13 protein-coding genes are annotated in these 17,698 nt (G+C 64.6%); 5 read left to right on the top strand and 8 right to left on the bottom strand.

Features of this window, described 5'->3' with window-relative positions; genetic code table 11:
• The first annotated feature begins 52 nt into the window (after positions 1-52).
• The 5 genes from BSY18_RS04345 (at position 53) to BSY18_RS04325 (ending at position 7,501) form a co-directional block, all read left to right on the top strand.
• Positions 53-2,296: an LPS-assembly protein LptD gene (locus tag BSY18_RS04345; RefSeq protein WP_236823442.1), complete on the top strand. Its 2,244-nt coding sequence runs from the start codon at positions 53-55 to the stop codon at positions 2,294-2,296.
• An 84-nt stretch (positions 2,297-2,380) separates the two neighbouring features.
• Positions 2,381-3,760 (top strand): peptidylprolyl isomerase, encoded by a 1,380-nt coding sequence (locus BSY18_RS04340; RefSeq protein ID WP_083231305.1) that lies wholly within the window; start codon positions 2,381-2,383, stop codon positions 3,758-3,760.
• A gap of 25 nt (positions 3,761-3,785) precedes the next feature.
• Positions 3,786-4,781 (top strand): 4-hydroxythreonine-4-phosphate dehydrogenase PdxA, encoded by a 996-nt coding sequence (gene pdxA / locus BSY18_RS04335; RefSeq protein ID WP_069049772.1) that lies wholly within the window; start codon positions 3,786-3,788, stop codon positions 4,779-4,781.
• Positions 4,781-5,617: a 16S rRNA (adenine(1518)-N(6)/adenine(1519)-N(6))-dimethyltransferase RsmA gene (gene rsmA / locus BSY18_RS04330; protein ID WP_069049771.1), complete on the top strand. Its 837-nt coding sequence runs from the start codon at positions 4,781-4,783 to the stop codon at positions 5,615-5,617. The genes pdxA and rsmA overlap by 1 nt, the downstream gene beginning before the upstream one ends.
• A gap of 141 nt (positions 5,618-5,758) precedes the next feature.
• On the top strand, positions 5,759-7,501 hold the full coding sequence (locus BSY18_RS04325) for an N-acyl-D-amino-acid deacylase family protein (protein ID WP_069049770.1): 1,743 nt from the start codon (positions 5,759-5,761) through the stop codon (positions 7,499-7,501).
• Positions 7,502-7,520: 19 nt separating this feature from the next.
• Here BSY18_RS04325 and BSY18_RS04320 read toward each other — a convergent pair whose 3' ends face one another.
• From BSY18_RS04320 to BSY18_RS04285, 8 genes are all read right to left on the bottom strand, one after another.
• Complete coding sequence (locus BSY18_RS04320; RefSeq protein WP_216094715.1) at positions 7,521-8,198, bottom strand: hypothetical protein; 678 nt, start codon at positions 8,196-8,198, stop codon at positions 7,521-7,523.
• Between the two features lie 40 nt (positions 8,199-8,238).
• On the bottom strand, positions 8,239-8,598 hold the full coding sequence (locus BSY18_RS04315; RefSeq protein WP_069049769.1) for a hypothetical protein: 360 nt from the start codon (positions 8,596-8,598) through the stop codon (positions 8,239-8,241).
• Entirely contained in the window at positions 8,595-9,812 is a 1,218-nt protein-coding gene (locus BSY18_RS04310) for a class I SAM-dependent methyltransferase (RefSeq protein WP_069051686.1), read from the bottom strand. Before BSY18_RS04310 ends, BSY18_RS04315 begins: the two co-directional genes overlap by 4 nt.
• 190 nt (positions 9,813-10,002) lie before the next feature.
• Positions 10,003-11,817 carry a DUF885 domain-containing protein gene (locus BSY18_RS04305; RefSeq protein ID WP_069049768.1) on the bottom strand — a complete coding sequence of 605 codons (1,815 nt, stop codon included), beginning with the start codon at positions 11,815-11,817 and terminating at the stop codon, positions 10,003-10,005.
• A gap of 84 nt (positions 11,818-11,901) precedes the next feature.
• Entirely contained in the window at positions 11,902-14,184 is a 2,283-nt protein-coding gene (locus BSY18_RS04300; protein WP_150126201.1) for a TonB-dependent receptor, read from the bottom strand.
• Positions 14,185-14,265: 81 nt separating this feature from the next.
• A complete protein-coding gene (locus tag BSY18_RS04295) occupies positions 14,266-14,751 on the bottom strand; it encodes a hypothetical protein (protein WP_231683597.1) in 486 nt (161 codons plus the stop codon).
• Positions 14,752-15,020: 269 nt separating this feature from the next.
• A complete protein-coding gene (locus BSY18_RS04290; RefSeq protein ID WP_069049767.1) occupies positions 15,021-16,277 on the bottom strand; it encodes an amidohydrolase family protein in 1,257 nt (418 codons plus the stop codon).
• Between the two features lie 23 nt (positions 16,278-16,300).
• On the bottom strand, positions 16,301-17,605 hold the full coding sequence (locus BSY18_RS04285) for an amidohydrolase family protein (protein ID WP_069049766.1): 1,305 nt from the start codon (positions 17,603-17,605) through the stop codon (positions 16,301-16,303).
• Positions 17,606-17,698: the final 93 nt, after the last annotated feature.

Raw genomic sequence — 17,698 nt, 5'->3', positions numbered from 1 at the left:
GGCATATCTTCTGCTGGGATCAGCTTTGCTGACAGCCAATGCGGTGCCTGCCATGGCAGCGGATCAGCAGGTGTGCACGCGCACCAGCTATCTGCTGGGCGAGAACCTGACCTTCAACCGCAAGGACATCGTGCAATATGCCGATGCGCAGGATGATGCCCCCGGCGTCAGCGGCGCGCAGCCCGAGGCCGAGCAGGTGATCGAGTTCACCGCCGACCGGCTGGATTATGACAGCAACGCCGACGTCGTCACCGCGACCGGCAACGTCCTGCTGGTCCGCGCCGACCAGTCACTGGTCGCCGACAGCGTCACCTGGGATCGCAAGTCGGGCGAGGTCCGCGCCAACGGCGAGGTCCAGATCACCGACCCGGAAGGCAACAAGCTCTACGGCGATTCCATCGAGCTTACCGAGACCATCCGCGACGGCGTGATCGAGAACATCCTGGTGGTGCTCGAAGCCGGTGGCCGGATGGTCGCCACCCGCGGCGTGCGCGACGATGGCGTCATCACGCTTGAGAATGCCGCCTATTCCGCCTGTCTGGTCGAAACCCCCACCGGCAAGCCCAAGAACCCGAGCTGGCAGCTGCGCGCGATCAAGGTCGTCTACAACCCCGTCGACAAGCGCGTGCGCTATCAGGGCGCGCGCCTGGAGCTGTTCGGGCTGCCGGTGATCCCGATGCCCGGCCTCAGCCACCCGGTTGGCGAAGGCAGCGGCGGCGGCCTGCTGGTTCCCGACATCCGCTTCAGCCAAGCCAATGGCGTGCAGTTGAGCGTGCCCTATTACTTCAACCTTGCGCCCAATCGCGATCTTACGGTGACCGGATCGGTCTTCACCGAGGCGCTGCCGATGGTCAACGCGACCTATCGCGCGCTGACCGATCGCGGCGCCTACCAGATCACCGGCTATGCGACCGCCGGGTCGCGCATCCCGGTGGGTGCAGGCGGCATCGCGGCGGACAGCCAGGATGACTTCCGCGGCTATTTCGACGCGACGGGGCGGTTCCAGCTCAGCGAGGCGTGGAGCGTCAGCGGGTCGATCCGGGCAGTCACCGACCGCACGTTCCTGCGGCGTTATGATGTCAGCCGCGACGACCGGCTGCGCTCGACCGTCGAGGCCGAGCGGATCGGCCCCAACAGCTATTTCTCGCTCGCCGGCTGGGCGACGCAGACGCTGCGAGTCAACGATCCGCAGGGCCAGGTGCCCATCGCGCTGCCGGTGGTGGACTGGCGGCTGCGCTTGCCCGAGCAGGTTGCCGGCGGCAAGGTCGAGTTCCAGATCAACACGCTCGCCATCACCCGCACCGCCGGGCAGGACACGCAGCGAGCCTTCGCTCAGGCGCGCTGGGACCTGCGCCGGCTGACCGGGCTTGGACAGGAATTCACGCTGACCGCGCTGGCGCGCGGCGACGTCTATAACAGCAGCGACAACGCGCTGACCAACACGCTGATCTATCGCGGCGAATCCGGGTTGCAGGCGCGCGCCAGCGGATCGGTGGCGGCTGACATGCGCTGGCCTTTCGTCGGCGAGGCGTTTGGCGGCACCCAGGTGCTCAGCCCGCGTGTCCAGGTCGTCGCGACGCCAACGACCGGAAACCTCGAGCTCCCCAACGAGGATTCGCGCGCCGTCGAACTCGAAGACAGCAACCTGTTCGCGCTCAACCGCCTGCCCGGCTATGACCGGTTGGAAGAGGGCGTGCGGGTCGTCTATGGCGTCGAGTGGTCGCTGCAGCGCCCCGGCATGCAGCTGAACGCCGTGGTCGGGCAAAGCTATCGCTTCGATGACGAGCGCGATTTCCTCCCCGAAGGCACCGGGCTGGGCAACCGCACCTCCGATGTCGTCGGACGGTTCGACCTCAAGCTGCGCAACTTCATCCGCTACACCCACCGTTTCCGGCTGGACAAGGACAATCTGGCTGTGCGCCGCAACGAGGTCGACATCACCGTGGGTGGTCGGCAGACCTATGCCCAGATCGGCTATCTGCGCCTCAACCGCGACATCGGCCCCGAGGTCGAGGATCTTGCCGACCGCGAGGAACTGCGCGTGGCAGGCCGCGTCCGCTTGGCGCGCTACTGGTCGGTGTTCGGCGCGGCGGTGGTCGATCTCAGCAATGCCGAGGAAGACCCCCGGTTGCAGTCCGACGGATTCGAACCGATCCGTACGCGGCTGGGCGTCGCTTATGAGGATGACTGCCTGGAACTGGGCGTCACCTGGCGGCGCGACTACATCCCGGTTGGCGATGCGCAGCGCGGCGATACCTTTCTGCTGCGGGTTGCCTTGCGCAACCTTGGCTTTTAAGCCCAAAGGCGATATTCACCGCCCCGCTCATCCACGGTTAACGGAAAGATGGGCACAGGGTCGCTTTTCTCCATTCAGGAAGATATGAGCTTGCACGCATTGAACACCATCGCGATCCGTACCCGTCAGCTGGCGAAAAAGACGCTGTTGCTGTCGCTGATTGCGGGGATCTCCTTGCCCGCAATCGCCCAGACCGTCAGAGACGACGCGGCCCCGCCCGAAACCACGCTCGACGTGCCCGAAGGTCTGACGATCTTCGGCAAGCAGGACCCCAATGTCCGCCGCGCCACCGCCATCGTCAACAGCGAGATCATCACCGGGACCGATATCGACCAGCGTGTCGCGCTAATCCTCGCCGCCAATGATGCCCCCGTTTCCGAAGAGGAGCGCGCGCGGCTGCGGCTGCAGGTCCTGCGCAACCTGATCGACGAGACACTGCAGATTCAGGAAGCTGCGGCCAACGACATCACCGTGGAAGAGGCGCAGGTCGAGCGCACTTATGCGCAGGTCGCTTCGCAGAACTTCCGCCGCGACACCACCGCGCTGGACAAGTATCTCGACAGCATCGGCTCGTCGTCGCGCTCGCTCAAGCGGCAGATCCGCGGCGAGCTTGCCTGGCAGCGGCTGCTGGGGCGCAACGTCACGCCGTTCATCAACGTGTCCGAAGAGGAAGTCAAAGAGGTCATCGAACGGCTCAAGGCGTCCAAGGGCACCGAAGAATTCCGCATCGGTGAAATCTATCTGTCGGCCAATTCGCAGAACCGTACCGAAGTCGCCCAGAATGCCACGCGCATCGTCGAGCAGCTCCAGCAGGGCGGATCGTTCGTCGCCTATGCCCGCCAGTTCTCCGAAGCCTCGACCGCTGCGGTCGGTGGCGATCTGGGCTGGCTGCAGCTTGGCCAGCTTCCCCCGGCGCTCGCCGTGGTCGCGCGCGACATGCAGGTCGGTCAGCTCGCCGGACCGATCGAGATCCCCGGCGGCTTTTCGCTGATGTATCTTATCGACAAGCGCCAGATCCTCACCGCCAACCCGCGCGATGCGCTGCTGGGGCTCAAGCAGCTTTCGATCGCCTTTGCGCCCGGCACCACCGAGGGTGAAGCGACGCGGCGTGCATCCGAATTCGCCTCTGCAACGCGTGCGATCAAGGGCTGCGGCTCTGCCGACGAGATCGCCGCGAAGCTTGGCGCGACGGTGACCAACAACGATCAGGTTCCGGTGCGTGATCTGCCCGCGCCGCTGCAGGATACGCTGATCGCGCTGTCGATCGGCGAGGCGACCCAGCCTTTCGGGTCGGTCAAGGATGGCGTGCGCGTGCTGGTGCTGTGCGGCCGTGACGACCCGCAGACCGAGGGCGGCCCCAGCGCCGAACAGCTGATGGCCAATATGGAAGAAGAAAAGGTCAACCGCCGCGCGCAGATTTATCTGCGCGATCTTCGCCGGGACGCGGTGATCGAGTACAATTGATGCTGCCTGCGGACCTTGTCCGGGCGTGAGCGGGTTGCTGGCCATATCCGCCGGTGACCCCGCCGGCATCGGCCCCGAGATCATCGGGAAAAGCTGGCAGGCGCGCGACGAACACGGGTTGACCCCGTTCTTCGCAATCGGCGATCCGCGCGCGTTTGCAGGCGTGTGGAGCGGCCCGATCGCGGTGATCGACACGCCGTCGGATGCGCCCGCGCACTTCGCCACCGCGCTGCCCGTGCTGCCGGTGATCGACAGCGGCGTTGTGGTTCCCGGCCAGCCCGATCTGGATGGTGCGCGCTGTGCGTTGCAGGCGCTGGAGATGGGCGTGGGTCTGGCGCGCGCCGGCACCGCCTGTGCCATCGTCACCGGGCCGATCTCCAAGATTCAGCTGCAGAAGGTCGGCTTCAACTTTCCCGGCCAGACCGAGTTTATCGCCGAAGCCTGCGGCGTGGCGCGGCAGAATGTCGCGATGCTGCTTGCAGGACCCTCGCTGCGGGTGGTGCCCATCACCGTGCATATCGGCATCGCGCAGGTGCCTGGCGCATTGTCCATTGAACTGATCGTCAACCGCGCGCGCGCCGCCGCCAAGGGCATGGCGCGCAATTTCGGCATCGAAAGCCCACGCCTTGCGATATCGGGGCTCAACCCGCATGCAGGCGAGCAGGGCAGCATGGGAAGCGAAGAGGCCGAGATCATCATTCCCGCCATCGACCAGCTGCGCACCGAAGGGTTCGATGTCGCAGGTCCGCTGCCCGCCGACACGATGTTCCACGCCGCCGCCCGCGCCCGCTATGATGTCGCCTTGTGCCAGTATCACGACCAGGCGCTGATCCCGGTCAAGGCACTGCACTTCGACGATGCGGTCAACATGACGCTCGGCCTGCCGATCGTGCGAACCTCGCCCGACCATGGCACCGCCTTCGACATCGCCGGCAAGGACCGCGCCAGCCCCAGCTCGATGATCGCCGCAATCCGCATGGCGAGCGCCGCCTGGCAGCACCGCAAGACCTACGAAGGCTGATGCGCAATCCCGTGACGGCCCTGCCCCCCTTGCGCGACGTGATCGCGCGCCATGGCCTTGCCGCGAGCAAGGCGCTGGGCCAGAATTTCCTGCTCGACGAGCAATTGCTCGACCGGATCGCCGCAGTTCCGGGCGATCTCGATGGCCAGGATGTGCTCGAAATCGGCCCCGGTCCCGGCGGCCTGACCCGCGCGCTGCTGCGCGCCGGCGCCAGGGTCACCGCGATCGAACGCGATCGCCGCTGCCTTCCCGCGCTTGCCGAACTGGCAGACGCTTTCCCCGGCCAATTGACGGTGATCGAGGGCGACGCGCTTGAACTGCCGCTGGGCCAGGTGATGCCCGGGCCCTGCCATATCGTCTCCAACCTGCCCTACAATGTCGGCACCGCGCTGTTTGTCGGCTGGCTGGGGGGCAAGGCCTGGCCGCCTCAATGGCTCTCTTTGACGCTGATGTTCCAGCGCGAAGTTGCCGACCGCATTGTCGCTGCCACCAACGACGATGCCTATGGCCGCCTCGCCATCCTCAGCCAGTGGCGCTGCCATGCGCGGCTGGCGATGAAGGTCCACCGCAGCGCCTTCACCCCGCCGCCCAAGGTTATGTCGGCGATCGTCCACCTCACCCCCGCGCCGATGCCCGAGGGCGTCGCACCGTCGCGGCTCGAAGCGCTTACCGCAGCGGCGTTCGGCCAGCGCCGCAAGATGCTGCGCCAGAGCCTGAAGGGTCTGCCCGGCGCACTTGCGGCACTCGAAAGCGAGGGCATCGACGCCTCGCGCAGGGCCGAGACCTTGAGCGTGGAGGATTTCGTCCGCGTGGCCAGGGCGATGGACGCGGTTTAGGACGCTTAGGCTGCACGACGCCCATCGCCGCAAATCGCTGCAACCCCCTTCCCTTTCCGTGCAGGTAAGCTAGCATTCCCTCCAAACCCGCGCAGCCCGGCATCACACTTGGGCGCGGCGGAACGGATGAGGAGCTTTGAGATGTACGATCTGATCATTCGCGGCGGCACTATCTATGATGGCTTGGGCGGCGCGCCTTTTGTCGGCGATATCGCGATCAGCGGCGATACCATTGCCGCAGTGGGATCGGTCAGCGGCCCCGCGCGCGAGGAAATCGACGCAAGCGGCCACATCGTCACCCCAGGCTTTGTCGATATCCACACCCATTATGACGGCCAGGCGACTTGGGATGACGTCATGGCGCCTTCGTCCTGGCACGGCGTCACCACCGTGGTCATGGGCAATTGCGGCGTCGGCTTTGCGCCCGCTGCGCCCGACAAACACCAGTGGCTGATCGGCCTGATGGAAGGCGTCGAGGACATTCCGGGCACAGCGCTTGCCGAGGGCATGACCTGGGATTGGGAAAGCTTCCCCGAATATCTCGAATCGCTCGAGAAGCTCCCGCGCACCATCGATATCGGCACCCACGTGCCGCATGGCGCGGTGCGCGCCTATGTGATGGGCGAGCGTGGCGCGCGCAACGAAGAGCCGACCGACGCCGATATCGCCGCGATGTCGCGGATCGTCGAGGACGGTCTGCGCGCAGGGGCACTCGGCTTTTCGTCTTCGCGCACCGTCTTGCACAAGTCGATCGACGGCGAGCTGGTCCCCGGTACCACGGCGACTGCGAAGGAACTGATCGGCATCGGTCGCGCAATGGGCAATGTCGGCTATGGCGTGTTCGAGATGGCGTCCGACCTGGTACCCGAATGGAACGAGTTCGACTGGATGACCGCTTTGTCCAAGGAGACCGGACTGCCGGTGACCTTCGCCATGCTGCAATCGCCGATGAAGCAGATGACATGGACCGAGCAGATGGCGGCGTGCGAGCAAGCCAACCGCACTGGCGGGAATGTCGTGGCGCAGATTTCGCTGCGCGGCACTGGGGTGGTGATGAACTGGCGCGGCACGGTGCACCCGTTCGTCCAGCGGCCCAGCTGGCGCGCGATCGCAGAACTTCCTTGGGATCAGCAGCTCGCAAAGCTCAAGGATCCCGCGTTCAAGGCGCAGTTGCTCGCCGAAGACAATCTGCCCCCGCCCTCGCTCGATATCGCGGCGCTGTTCATGCTGGTGACCGCAGGCTTTGCGCTGCAGTTCGCCATGCACGATGATTTCACCTACGAGCCAACCCGTGATGACAGCATCGCGCTGCAGGCGGACGCTGCCGGCAAGGACGCAGCGGAATTTGCCTATGATGCGCTGATGGCGGATGACGGCAACGGCTTCATCTATCTGCCCATCCTCAACTACCAGGACGGTAATCTCGATTTCATCAAGGGCCTGCTCGAGCGCGACGACACCGTCGTGTCGTTGTCCGATGGCGGCGCGCATTGCGGCACCATCTGCGATGCTGCTGCCCCCACCTTTCTGCTGAGCTACTGGGCGCGCGACCGCAAGGCGGGAACGATCCCGGTGGAGCTGGCGGTCAAGCGCCAGTGCCATGACACCGCGCGGCTCTATGGCCTCAACGATCGCGGAGTGCTGCGGCCCGGCTATCTCGCCGACCTCAACATCATCGATTTTGCGGCGCTGCGCCTCAGTCGCCCGTGGCTGGCGTTCGATCTGCCCGCAGGCGGCAAGCGCCTGTTGCAAAAGGCGGATGGCTATGTCGCGACGATCAAGTCGGGCGAGGTCACCTTCCGCAATGGCGAGGTGACTCAGGCACGCCCGGGCGGGCTGATCCGTGGCCCGCAGAATGTCGAGCAGCGGGTCGCCGCGGAGTAACCCGCCCGGCGCCCGACGATCAGAACGGCTTCACCGTGCCCAGGAAGCATATCCCGGCAATGGTGATCCAGTAGACATAGGCCATCAGGCGGCCATAGCCGATCTCCCGCGCCAGCGCGGCCTCCTGCGCGGGATCGGGGCCCAGCGCCAGCGCCCGGAAACGCGTGGTCCAGCGCCGCATAATCCAACGCAGCCCCAGCCCGATGCACAAGGTAAAACCGTAGAGCGTCAGCTTGGCTGCGTACCAGCGCATCCCCTCGCTCGCCTCGAAAGGACCATGTCCCAGCAGCGAGGAAATTCCGGTGATGAAGATCGCGGGGATCAGCAGATAGCGGATCGCCTCGTCGGCCTTGGTCAGCCTGATGCCTGTGTCGGTTTCGCGCGCGAAGAACGCCCCCCAGCACAGCCCCAGCCAGCCCGCGACGAACAGCCACATCGCGGTGAGATAGCCACCGCCAAAGGGCTGCAGGCCATAGATATTCCCCATGTGCAGACCCAGCGGCAACAGCAGGATGATCCCCGTGCGCGCCAGGATGTCGATGCGATAGGCGGTTTCCATGTGCCGCCTGCGCTCGTCGAGCGACAAGGCGGGGTTGGTGACATTGTAGCTCGACTGAAAGACGCCCCATTCGCCCCCCAGCCAGTACACCATGGCCAGGATATGCACCCAGCGCAGCACGAGAACTTCTTCTATCACCCTATCCCCCCGATTTGTTTGATTTGCCTCCAGCCCGCCATCAGGGCCGGGTCAGTGCCTCGACCACATCCATGATCGGCGGATCGGGATGCTCCATCGCTTCGACCTCCTGCTGAAAGCCGCGCATGATCCGCGCGATATAGGCGCGCGTCGCCTCGCCGCGTTCGTGCCCGGTGGCGCGGTCGGGGGCATACGCCTCCACATCCTCGCGTCTGAGACTGCCGCCGGCCTCGAGCAGCCGCTCGACCGTATCCAGCCGTTCGCGCGTCGCGGACAGTTCTGATGCCAGCGCCAGCGTCAGCGAATAGAGCCGGTCGACCGCAGGCTCGTCGAAAAATGCGGGGCGGCGGCCCTTGGCGCGCGCGCCTGAGCGCTCGATCCAGTCCAGTCCCTCGGTCATGCCGCCATCTCCTGCGCCCGAGCAGGCTTCCACGCACCATAGGCGTTCCAGATAGCCGCGCGGCCATAATCCTCCGACGCGCCATCGGGCGACGGCGGGAAGATCGACGGATCGACCACCGCGCGCACGCCGACGGAAAACTGCTCCGCCCGATCAAAGCCCGCCTCTTCCATCGCCTGCTCCATGTTCACGCCATGCATCGCCGACCAGAATGGCTCATTGTTGTTGAAGGCGTCCCAGTCGCGCATGAACTGTTCGAACAGCGGCATATCCGGGCCATATTGCGGCTGCTCGACATGCAGCATCAGCCCGCCGGGCTTGAGCACGCGGTACGCCTCGCGAAGGATACGCGGCAACGATGCGGCGGAAAGCTCGTGCAGGAACATCGTGGTCTGCACCCAGTCGAAATGATCGTCGGCAAAGCGCGACAGGTCCTCGCCATTGGCCTGAACGAAGCGGATGTTGCGCACTCCCAGCCCCGCCGCGCGCGCTGCTCCATAGCGCAGGCTGGGCGCGGCGGTGTCGATCGCGGTGACATCCGCATCGGGATAGCCCTGCGCGATCGGCACCGCATTGTGGCCAATGGTGCACCCAATATCGAGGATCCGCCGGGGTGACCAGCCGGGCCTGTTGGCCTTGGCCCAGGCGACCACCGCCTGCCCGCCGCCATCGTTGAGAGCGCCCAGCGCGCCGCCGGTGGTGGCGAACAGCCCGACATCATAGTTCGCCCCAACCGTGACATCCCCGGGCCGTTCCTCGCCATGATAGCCGCCGGGCTGGCAGTGGATGTCGACGCAGGTCTGATATTCGGGCTGGACGATTCCGGAATCGAGCTCGAGCTGGCCCGAATGCTCGTTGTACTGGCGCGCCTGCGAGTCGAGCGCGTCGAGCTGGCGCAGCACCGCCTGGCGGCCGTTCATCTGCCGCATCTCCATCGAATTGCGCTTGAGCGCCGACCATGTGCGGTGAAACGGATCGCGGTTCATCCCCTCGCGAATCTCGTCGCGGTGCTGCGGATCGCGACCATGCTCCGCGCGAAAGGCGGGCAGCACGCGGGCATCATAGGCCAGCTGGTTGCCCCGCCCCAGCGTGCCGGACACATAGCGGTTGAAGTGGGTCAGGAAATTGAACCGGGCAGCCTCGTCGTGGCTGGTGCGCGGCATCATCGGGTGGCGCATCAGCGCGGTATAGGCAGGTGGAAGATCGCTGGTCATCGTGTCGGGCCTTTCCATCGGGCCGGAAGCGGCAGCGCACTCCGGACTTCGGGCTCACCAATATCGTCACGCCCCTTCCCTGCGCCGGGTGCCGGAGGAAGCGATCTGACACGACAGTTGTACGGACAACTTTGCGATCGGGATTTGATCCCGGTCAAAATTCGGCCAAGAAAATGATGCGCTGAAACGCCTAGGCGGTGCGTCCGCTCCAGTCGCGTACTGCGGCATCCAGCACGGTCATCGGCATCGGCCCGGATGCCAGCACCAGATCATGAAAGCCGCGCACGTCGAAAGCTGAGCCTTGCGCCTTGCGGGCGGTTTCGCGCGCGGCAACGATGGCATTGGCGCCAACCTTGAAGCTGCACGCCTGGCCGGGATAGACCGCGTAGCGGGTGACCTCGCGGTCGGTCGCCTCGGGCTGCTCGCCTGCATTCTCGACCATCCATGCGACCGCCTGGGCCTTGGTCCAGCGGTGGTGGTGCAGCCCGGTATCGACAACGATCCGCGCCGCGCGGAACAGGTTGGACTGCAGATAGCCGATCCGCCCGAAGGGATCGTTCTCATACACTCCCAGTTCGTCGGCGACCTGCTGCGCATAGAGCGCCCAGCCCTCGGTATAGGCCGAAAAGCGCACGATGCGGCGGAACAGCGGCAGCGCGGGCGCATGCGCAAGCGCGCTCGCCTGATAGTGATGCCCCGGAATGCCCTCGTGATGGGTCAATGTCGGCAACCGCCAGGTGACATGCTCGCCGGGGTTCTTGAGGTTGAGCGAATAGACCCCGGGCTGGCCAGGCGCGCCTTCGGAATAGAACGCACCCGGAGCGCCCGCCTCGATCGCCGGGGGAATGCGACGCACGACGATCGGATTGATCGTCTGGCTGTTGAACGCGCCTGGCAGCAGCGCCTTGATCGTGTCGAGCTGCTGCGTGGCGAGCGCAACCAGCGCGTCGCGCCCGGCATCATCGGCGCTGACCCGGAAGCGCTCGTCGGTATTGAGCGCGGCGATCCGCGCGATCACGCTGCCCTGTATCAGCCCCTGCTTGCGCAACAGCCCGTCGATCTCGGCGGTGATCGCGCGGCATTGCTCCAGACCGATGCGGTGCAGTTCGCCGGGCGATGTATCCACCGTGGTATTTGCTCGCACCGCTGCGGCATAATAGGCCTCGCCGTCAGGCAGCTTCCACACGCCCGCGCGGTCGTCCGCCTGCGGTGCCAGCGCCTCGAGCGCGGCGATCTGGCGGCTGAGCGCGGGCTGGATCTCGTCGCGAAAGACGGCGAAGGCGCGTGCGCTTACATCGCCAAGCTGCTGCGCGCGGATCCGCTTGAGCGCAGGCGCAATCAGCGCGGAATCGCCCGGCGCGCCATCACGCAATCCCTTGATCTGCGCGATGGTGCGCACGAGAACGAAATCGGGCGGGATGACGCCGATCCCGGCATCATGGCGGATGCGCTCGCTTTCCTGATTGATCGCATGCGCAAAGGCCGACAGCCGGCTGAGCCACGCGTCCACATCACCTGCGGTCTCAATGGGGTGACGGCTGCCGATGAAGTCCGGCAACCAGTAATAGGCGCCGTTCATCTGGCTGACGACATAGGGGCTGGGCCGCAGATTGCCGTCGACATAGCCATAGCGACCAAGAAGATCGGCCAGCGTCTCATAGACATAGCGCGCGACGGCATGGTCGAGTCTGGCGCGGGGCGACAGCGCGCTCACATTGATGCTGTCCAGATTGCCAAGTGCCATCTTGATGGCCGTGCGATCGGTTGCCCGCGCCGCCATCGAGCGATCGTCGAGCCGGCCGCGCAGCGCCGCATCGGCCCCGACATCGAAATTGCTGCCGGTCGCCTCCTCGGGCGATCGCCGCAGAAAGGCCTCGCTGTGTCTCTGCAACAGCGCGGCAAGCGCGCTATCCGCGCTCAGGCCCTGCGCCAACAGGGCTTCGGGCACGATGCCCGCAAGACCGCTCGCCGCGGCCATTCCCATGAAGCCCCGGCGATCGATCATTGTCCTGCTCCAAAATGCTGTTCGGTCCTGTCCTGGAGTAAGCCAAGGGGACGGCCGCGACCAGAGCCGTCCCCTCAGGCGATGTCAGAACTTGTAGCCCAGGCTCGCGCCAAAGACGCGGAACGAAGGCTCGACCTGTACGCCGCTGTAGAACGCCTTTTCGTAGGCATTGGCATAGAAATCCGCCTTGAACAGGTTCTCGACGAAGATCACCGCGCGGATGTTTTCGTCCTCGATGCCGAGGCGCAGGTTGACGTTGTGATAGCTGGGGCTTTCAAACGGTTCGCCCGCGACGTTCTGGTAGAGATAATAGAAGGGGTTGGAGATCATCGACGAGCGGAAATTCCATTCCGCGCGCGCAAAGGCATCGAACCGCTCGCCGATCGGCACGGTATACTGGGTCTGCGCACCCAGCGTCCACTGGGGCGCGTTGGTGAGGTCCTCGCCCGAAATATCGATGATCACGCCGTCGATCAGCGCATTGGGATAATCGACATATTTGGTCTTGTTGTATCCGACATTGCCGCTGAGATTCCAGTTGTCGGTCAGCCGCGCGTCGAAGCTTGCTTCGATACCATAGCTTTCCGCCGAGGCCGCGTTGGCGATGCCGCTCACCCCGCGCAGCAGCCCCGTGCCCGGATCGATGAACTGGAAGCGGATGGTCTGCTGCACGTCCTTCCAGTCCATGTAGAAGGCGGTGATGTCGACCCGCAGCCGGTTGTCGAACAGATTGAACTTCGAGCCGAATTCATAGTTCCACAGCGTTTCGGGCGTGAACTCGTTGGTCAGCGCCGCGCTGTTGGTGGTTTGCGTGCCGCCCGACTTGAACCCGCGCGAGGCGGTGGCGAAGAACATGAGGTCGGTGTTGGGCTTGTAGGTCAGCGTGAACTTGGGCGACAGGTCCTCGAAATCGGCAGCGCGGTCGTTGTTGCCGGTGACGATCGTGTTCGACCGGGTCTGCGAGACGTTGGTGACCTTTTCCCAAGAATAGCGCAGGCCCGCAGTGGCGGAGAACTGTTCGGAGAAGTTGACCGTGCCCTGCGCGAAGATCGCGAAATAGCGGCTGGAGCTGTTGCCGTCGGCGCCTGTCACCTCGAGCCCGCTGCAATTGCCCGCCCGTGCAGCAGGACACAACGGGCTGGCCGCGCCGTGGAAGGTGGACTGGTCGCTGACGCCGGTGTCCTTGCCGAGCGACGTGCCGATGCTCCAGTCGAACACCTGCGTGCCCGTCGATTGCAGCCGCAGTTCGCCGCTGGTCGACTTGCGGGTGAGCACCAGGTCTTCATAGAAGAAGTCGCGGCTGCCGCCATCGACATCGCCGAAGTTGAACGAGTCGGCGACAAGATGCCCACCGACCGCCGTCAGCTCTGCAATGCCGAAATCCCACACGGCGCGCGTGCTGAAATATTCGAACTTGGTGCCGACGCTTTGCGGGCGGTTGAAGTTCACGCGGCTGTTGTTCTGCGGGAAGAAGCCGACGCCATCGGGATCGCCGATCAGCCCGGCGGTCCTGCCATAATAGACCGAGGCCCAGGTGCGGGTGACGAAACCGGTCGGCACGCCGTTGCGCATGCCCACCTCTTCATCCGAATAATTGTACATGAAATCCCAGGTGAGATCGTCGATCGGAGTGAAGCGCAGCTGGACGCGGCCCGTATAATATTCGCTGTCGTTGCCGCCGCCGATCCGGTTGATGTTGCGGATATTGCCGTCGGACTTCTCGAACTGGCCCGATGCGCGCAACGCGAGGACACCGGGGATGATCGGCACGTTGATCACGCCCTGCGCACGCTTGGTGTCGAAGCTGCTGTACCCGACCTCGAACTCGCCCTCGAACCTGTCGACGGGCTTCTTGGTGATGACGTTGATCGCGCCGCCCACCGCGTTGCGCCCGAAATACGTGCCCTGCGGCCCGCGCAGGATCTCGATCCGCTCCAGATCGACGATCTGCGGGTTGCTGGTGCCCGCCGCGACGTTGAACTCGTCGACATAGAAGGCGTAGCTCGACTGGCGCACATCGGCAAAGGGGTTGAGCTGGTTCGAGATGCCGCGGATCGCGAGATCCTTGCGGTCGCGCGAACCGTTGGACTGGAAGCTGACATTGGGCGTCATCGCGAAATAGTCTTCGACGCTCTGGATGTTCTGGTTCTTGATCGTCTCGGCGCTGAGCGCGGTGATCGCGATCGGCACATCCTGCAGGCTCTGCTCGCGGCGCTGCGCGGTGACGACGATGTCGTTGGCGCCCACCGATTCCTCAGCCTCCTGGGCATAAGCGGGCATGGCCGAAAGACCTGCGATCAACGCCGTTGCGGCAGCGCTGATGGTGAAACGGCGAGCGCCGCGCGTGCGATAGATGCTGTATGTCATGTCAAAAACCCCCTCTTCGCCGGCGGTGATATCCGCCGGTTCCAATGATCCAATCCTCTCCGAAGTCGCAGCTTTAAGGTGTCAGTCCGTCCAGCACTGGGCGTCGAGCGGGTCTTTGCCCGCTTCGAGCGTGTGCCGCACCAGAACGATCGAGGCGATCTTGCCGCCCTTGAGCTCTGCATGGCCTGCCGCGAGCGAGCAGCCCGTCTTGCCATCGCGCCGCGAGCGGATGACGTGATAGGTGTACACGCGGTCCTTGGCCTCGAAGACATCCTTGAACGGCACGACGATCTCGACATCGCCGCCGCCCGACTGGATCTTCTGGAAATGGGTCGCCCACTGGTCCACGCCGTTGATGACGGTGCGACCTTCGAGCACCAGAGTGGCTTCAGGCGTGAAGAACTTGGAGAAATTTTCGGGCGTATAGGCACCGGGCGTCTTGAACGCCTCGTTCCACCAGATGAACATTTTCGAGACGATATCGGTCGCGGGCTTGTCCTGAGCCACGGCGGGCGTCGCCATGCCAAAGGCGGCGACGATGGAGGCGACGAGCAGCGTTTTCTTCACATGAGGCTCCCTGTAATTTTGTTGCTTGATCGGCGACCGATTGACCGTGCCGTTACGTGAATTGTCCGTCAGTTGAAGCGTTGTTTCAACAACATTGTAAATCCGCTTTCGTTGCGCTGGATGCAAACTAGACGCGATATCGTTGGACTGGCCGAGCCAAACTGCCTCCCACGGAGAAACAGCTGCGTCTTTCAGCGCACTGACAATCTGTTTTTATTCAGTACGTTGTTCGACAGGCCAGTCGGCTTCCCGAGCTTGCCCAGGCCGCCTCAACGCTGGCGATCATCGCGAATCACCTTGCCGCCCTTCATCACGAACCCGATGGTGCGCAGCGCGGCGATATCGGCGGTGGGGTCGGCATCAAGCGCGACGATGTCGGCATAATAGCCGGGCTTGAGAACACCGACCTCGTTGTCGACGCCCAGCATCCTTGCAGGCTCGATCGTGGCTGCACGCAGCGCCTGTGCGGGTGTCATACCGGCATCGACATAGATCTCCGCCTCGCGCACCGTCGCCGTCGTGCCTTCATTGGGCTCCCAGGGATATTGGTCCGTCCCCAGCGCGATGCTGACGCCTGCGGCAATCGCATCGCGCAGCGACTGGATATGCGCCTTGCCGACCGAATCCACTCGGTCGAGATACCAGGGCGGCGACCCGATCTTGCGGTAAAATTCCCTTGCGCCGCTCTGCGACACGACGATCGTCGGGATGAACCACACCCCCTTCTGCTTCATCTTCCTGAGCACCGGCGGGGTCAGGAAATAGCCGTGCTCGAACGCGTCGATCCCTGCATCGATCGCGACCTCGGACGCGATCGGCGAGCCGGTATGGCCGGTGACCTTGACCCCGTTGCGATGCGCGACCTCGATCGCGGTGGTCAGCTCGGCATCGGTGAAGGGGGATGCCCCGATATCGCCATGCGTGTCGGAAATGCCCCCCGATATGCCCAGCTTGATCCAGGTGGCCCCGGCCCTCACCTGCTCGCGGACCGCGCGCGAAAACTCGGCCGGGCCGTTGACCTCGGTCTTGCCATGCCCGCCGGTGGCGACGATCGAAGATCCTGCGGTGTGGATGCGCGGGCCATCGAACATCCCGGCATCGATCGCGCGCTTGAGCGTGAAATCGACCCCCGCATCCGATCCGGTCAGGCGGATGGTGGTAACCCCCGAGTGCAGCGACTTTTGCGCGTTGTGGAGCGAGCGCAGCACCATCGAATCGGGGGTTTCGTTGTAGATCCGCGATGCCCCCGGAAGGTTGAGCGCGAGGTGGACATGCATGTTCATCAGCCCGGGGATCAGCCAGCGGCCTTCCATCGGGATCACCCTGGCGCCGGATGGCACGCTGGTCGATGCACGCGGCCCGATCGCCTGGATGCGCTCATCCTCGATCACCACCACCGCATCGCGGATCGGCGCCTTGCCGGCGAGATCGACGACCGTGCCGCCGACCAGCGCAATCGTCTCCGCAGAGGCAGGCGAGGCAAGCGTGGCACACAAGGCGGTGAAGGCGAGCAGAGGATATTTCATGGGGCGTCCCTTGTGTGACCGGTTCAGCGCGCGATGGTTTCAGGCGCGGTGTCGTTGCGATAGATCACCCCGCCCTTCATCACGAAGTCGAGCGTGCGCAGCGCCGAGATGTCCTTGGTGGGATCGGCTGCGACCGCGACGATATCTGCATATTGGCCCGCAGTGATGCGCCCGACCGATTTGTCGACACCCAGCATCGCCGCCGGACGGATGGTTGCGGCCTGCAGCGCCTGCAGATGCGTCATGCCTGCCTTGTGGTAGAGCTCGGCCTCGGCCACCGTGGCGGTGGTGCCGCCATTGGGCTCGAACGGGAACTGATCGGTCCCCAGCGCGACATTGACCCCCATGCGGATCGCCTTTTGCAGCACCGCCCAATGGTCCTTGCCGGTCGATGCAACCCGTTCCAGATACCATTCGGGCGAACCGATCTTGCGATAGAACTCATAGGCACCGGGCTGGCTGACCACGATGGTCGGGACCAGCCATGTCCCCTGTTTCTTCATCTCGGTGAGAACCTGATCGTTGAGGTGATAGCCATGCTCGAAGCAGTTCACGCCGAACTTGAGCGCCTGCATCGCCGCCTCGGACGAACCGTTGTGCGCGGTGACCTTGACGCCGTTGCGATGCGCGACCTCGATGATCGTCGAGAGCTCTGAATCGGTCATCGGCGCGGCGGAGATATCGCCATGGGTGTCCGATATGCCGCCCGAAATCGCGATCTTGATCCAGCTGGCGCCGGCCTTGATCTGCAGCCGCGCCGCCTTGCTCAGCTCGGCGGGGCCGTCGGCCTCGAGCGAGCCATGACCGCCCGTGGGCACGATCAGTTCGCCTGCCGATTCGATCCTCGGCCCGATCGCCTGACCCTTGCCGATGGCGCGCTTGAGCATGAAGTCGAGCCCGCGGTCCTCGGCCGTCAGGCGCACCGTGGTCACTCCGGCGAGCAAAGTGCGGTGCGCATTCGCCGCCATCCGCAGGATCTGTTCGCCATCCTTCTCGTTCATCAGCTCGGCACCCTCGGCACCGGGTAGCTTCAGCCCGAAATGGACGTGCATGTTCATCAGACCCGGCACCAGCCACTTGCCGTCCATCCGCACGACCTTGGCGGACGGCGGCACGGCGATGCTCGCGGACGGGCCGACGCGGACGATCTTCTCGCCCTCGATCAGCACCACCGCATCGCGGATCGATGCACCGCTGTCAATGTCGACCACCGAGCCGCCGACCAGCGCGGTCATCACGGGCGCATCGGTCCGCGGCTGGGCTGTAACCGGAGTGGCGGCCAGCCCCAGACTTGCGGCAAAGGCAGCCAAGACATGCGGTCGATTCATTTTCGGGACCCTCCATAGGTGTGTGGCGCCAAGCCTGAGGCAATGGCTGTGGAAAACAATGCGCTAGACCGCGCAAATTCATTGCGCCAGACG

Source organism: Blastomonas sp. RAC04 (assembly GCF_001713435.1).
Lineage (GTDB): Bacteria > Pseudomonadota > Alphaproteobacteria > Sphingomonadales > Sphingomonadaceae > Blastomonas > Blastomonas fulva.
The sequence above is the reverse complement of the archived record's forward strand: the minus strand, read 5'-3'. Positions and strand labels throughout refer to the sequence as shown.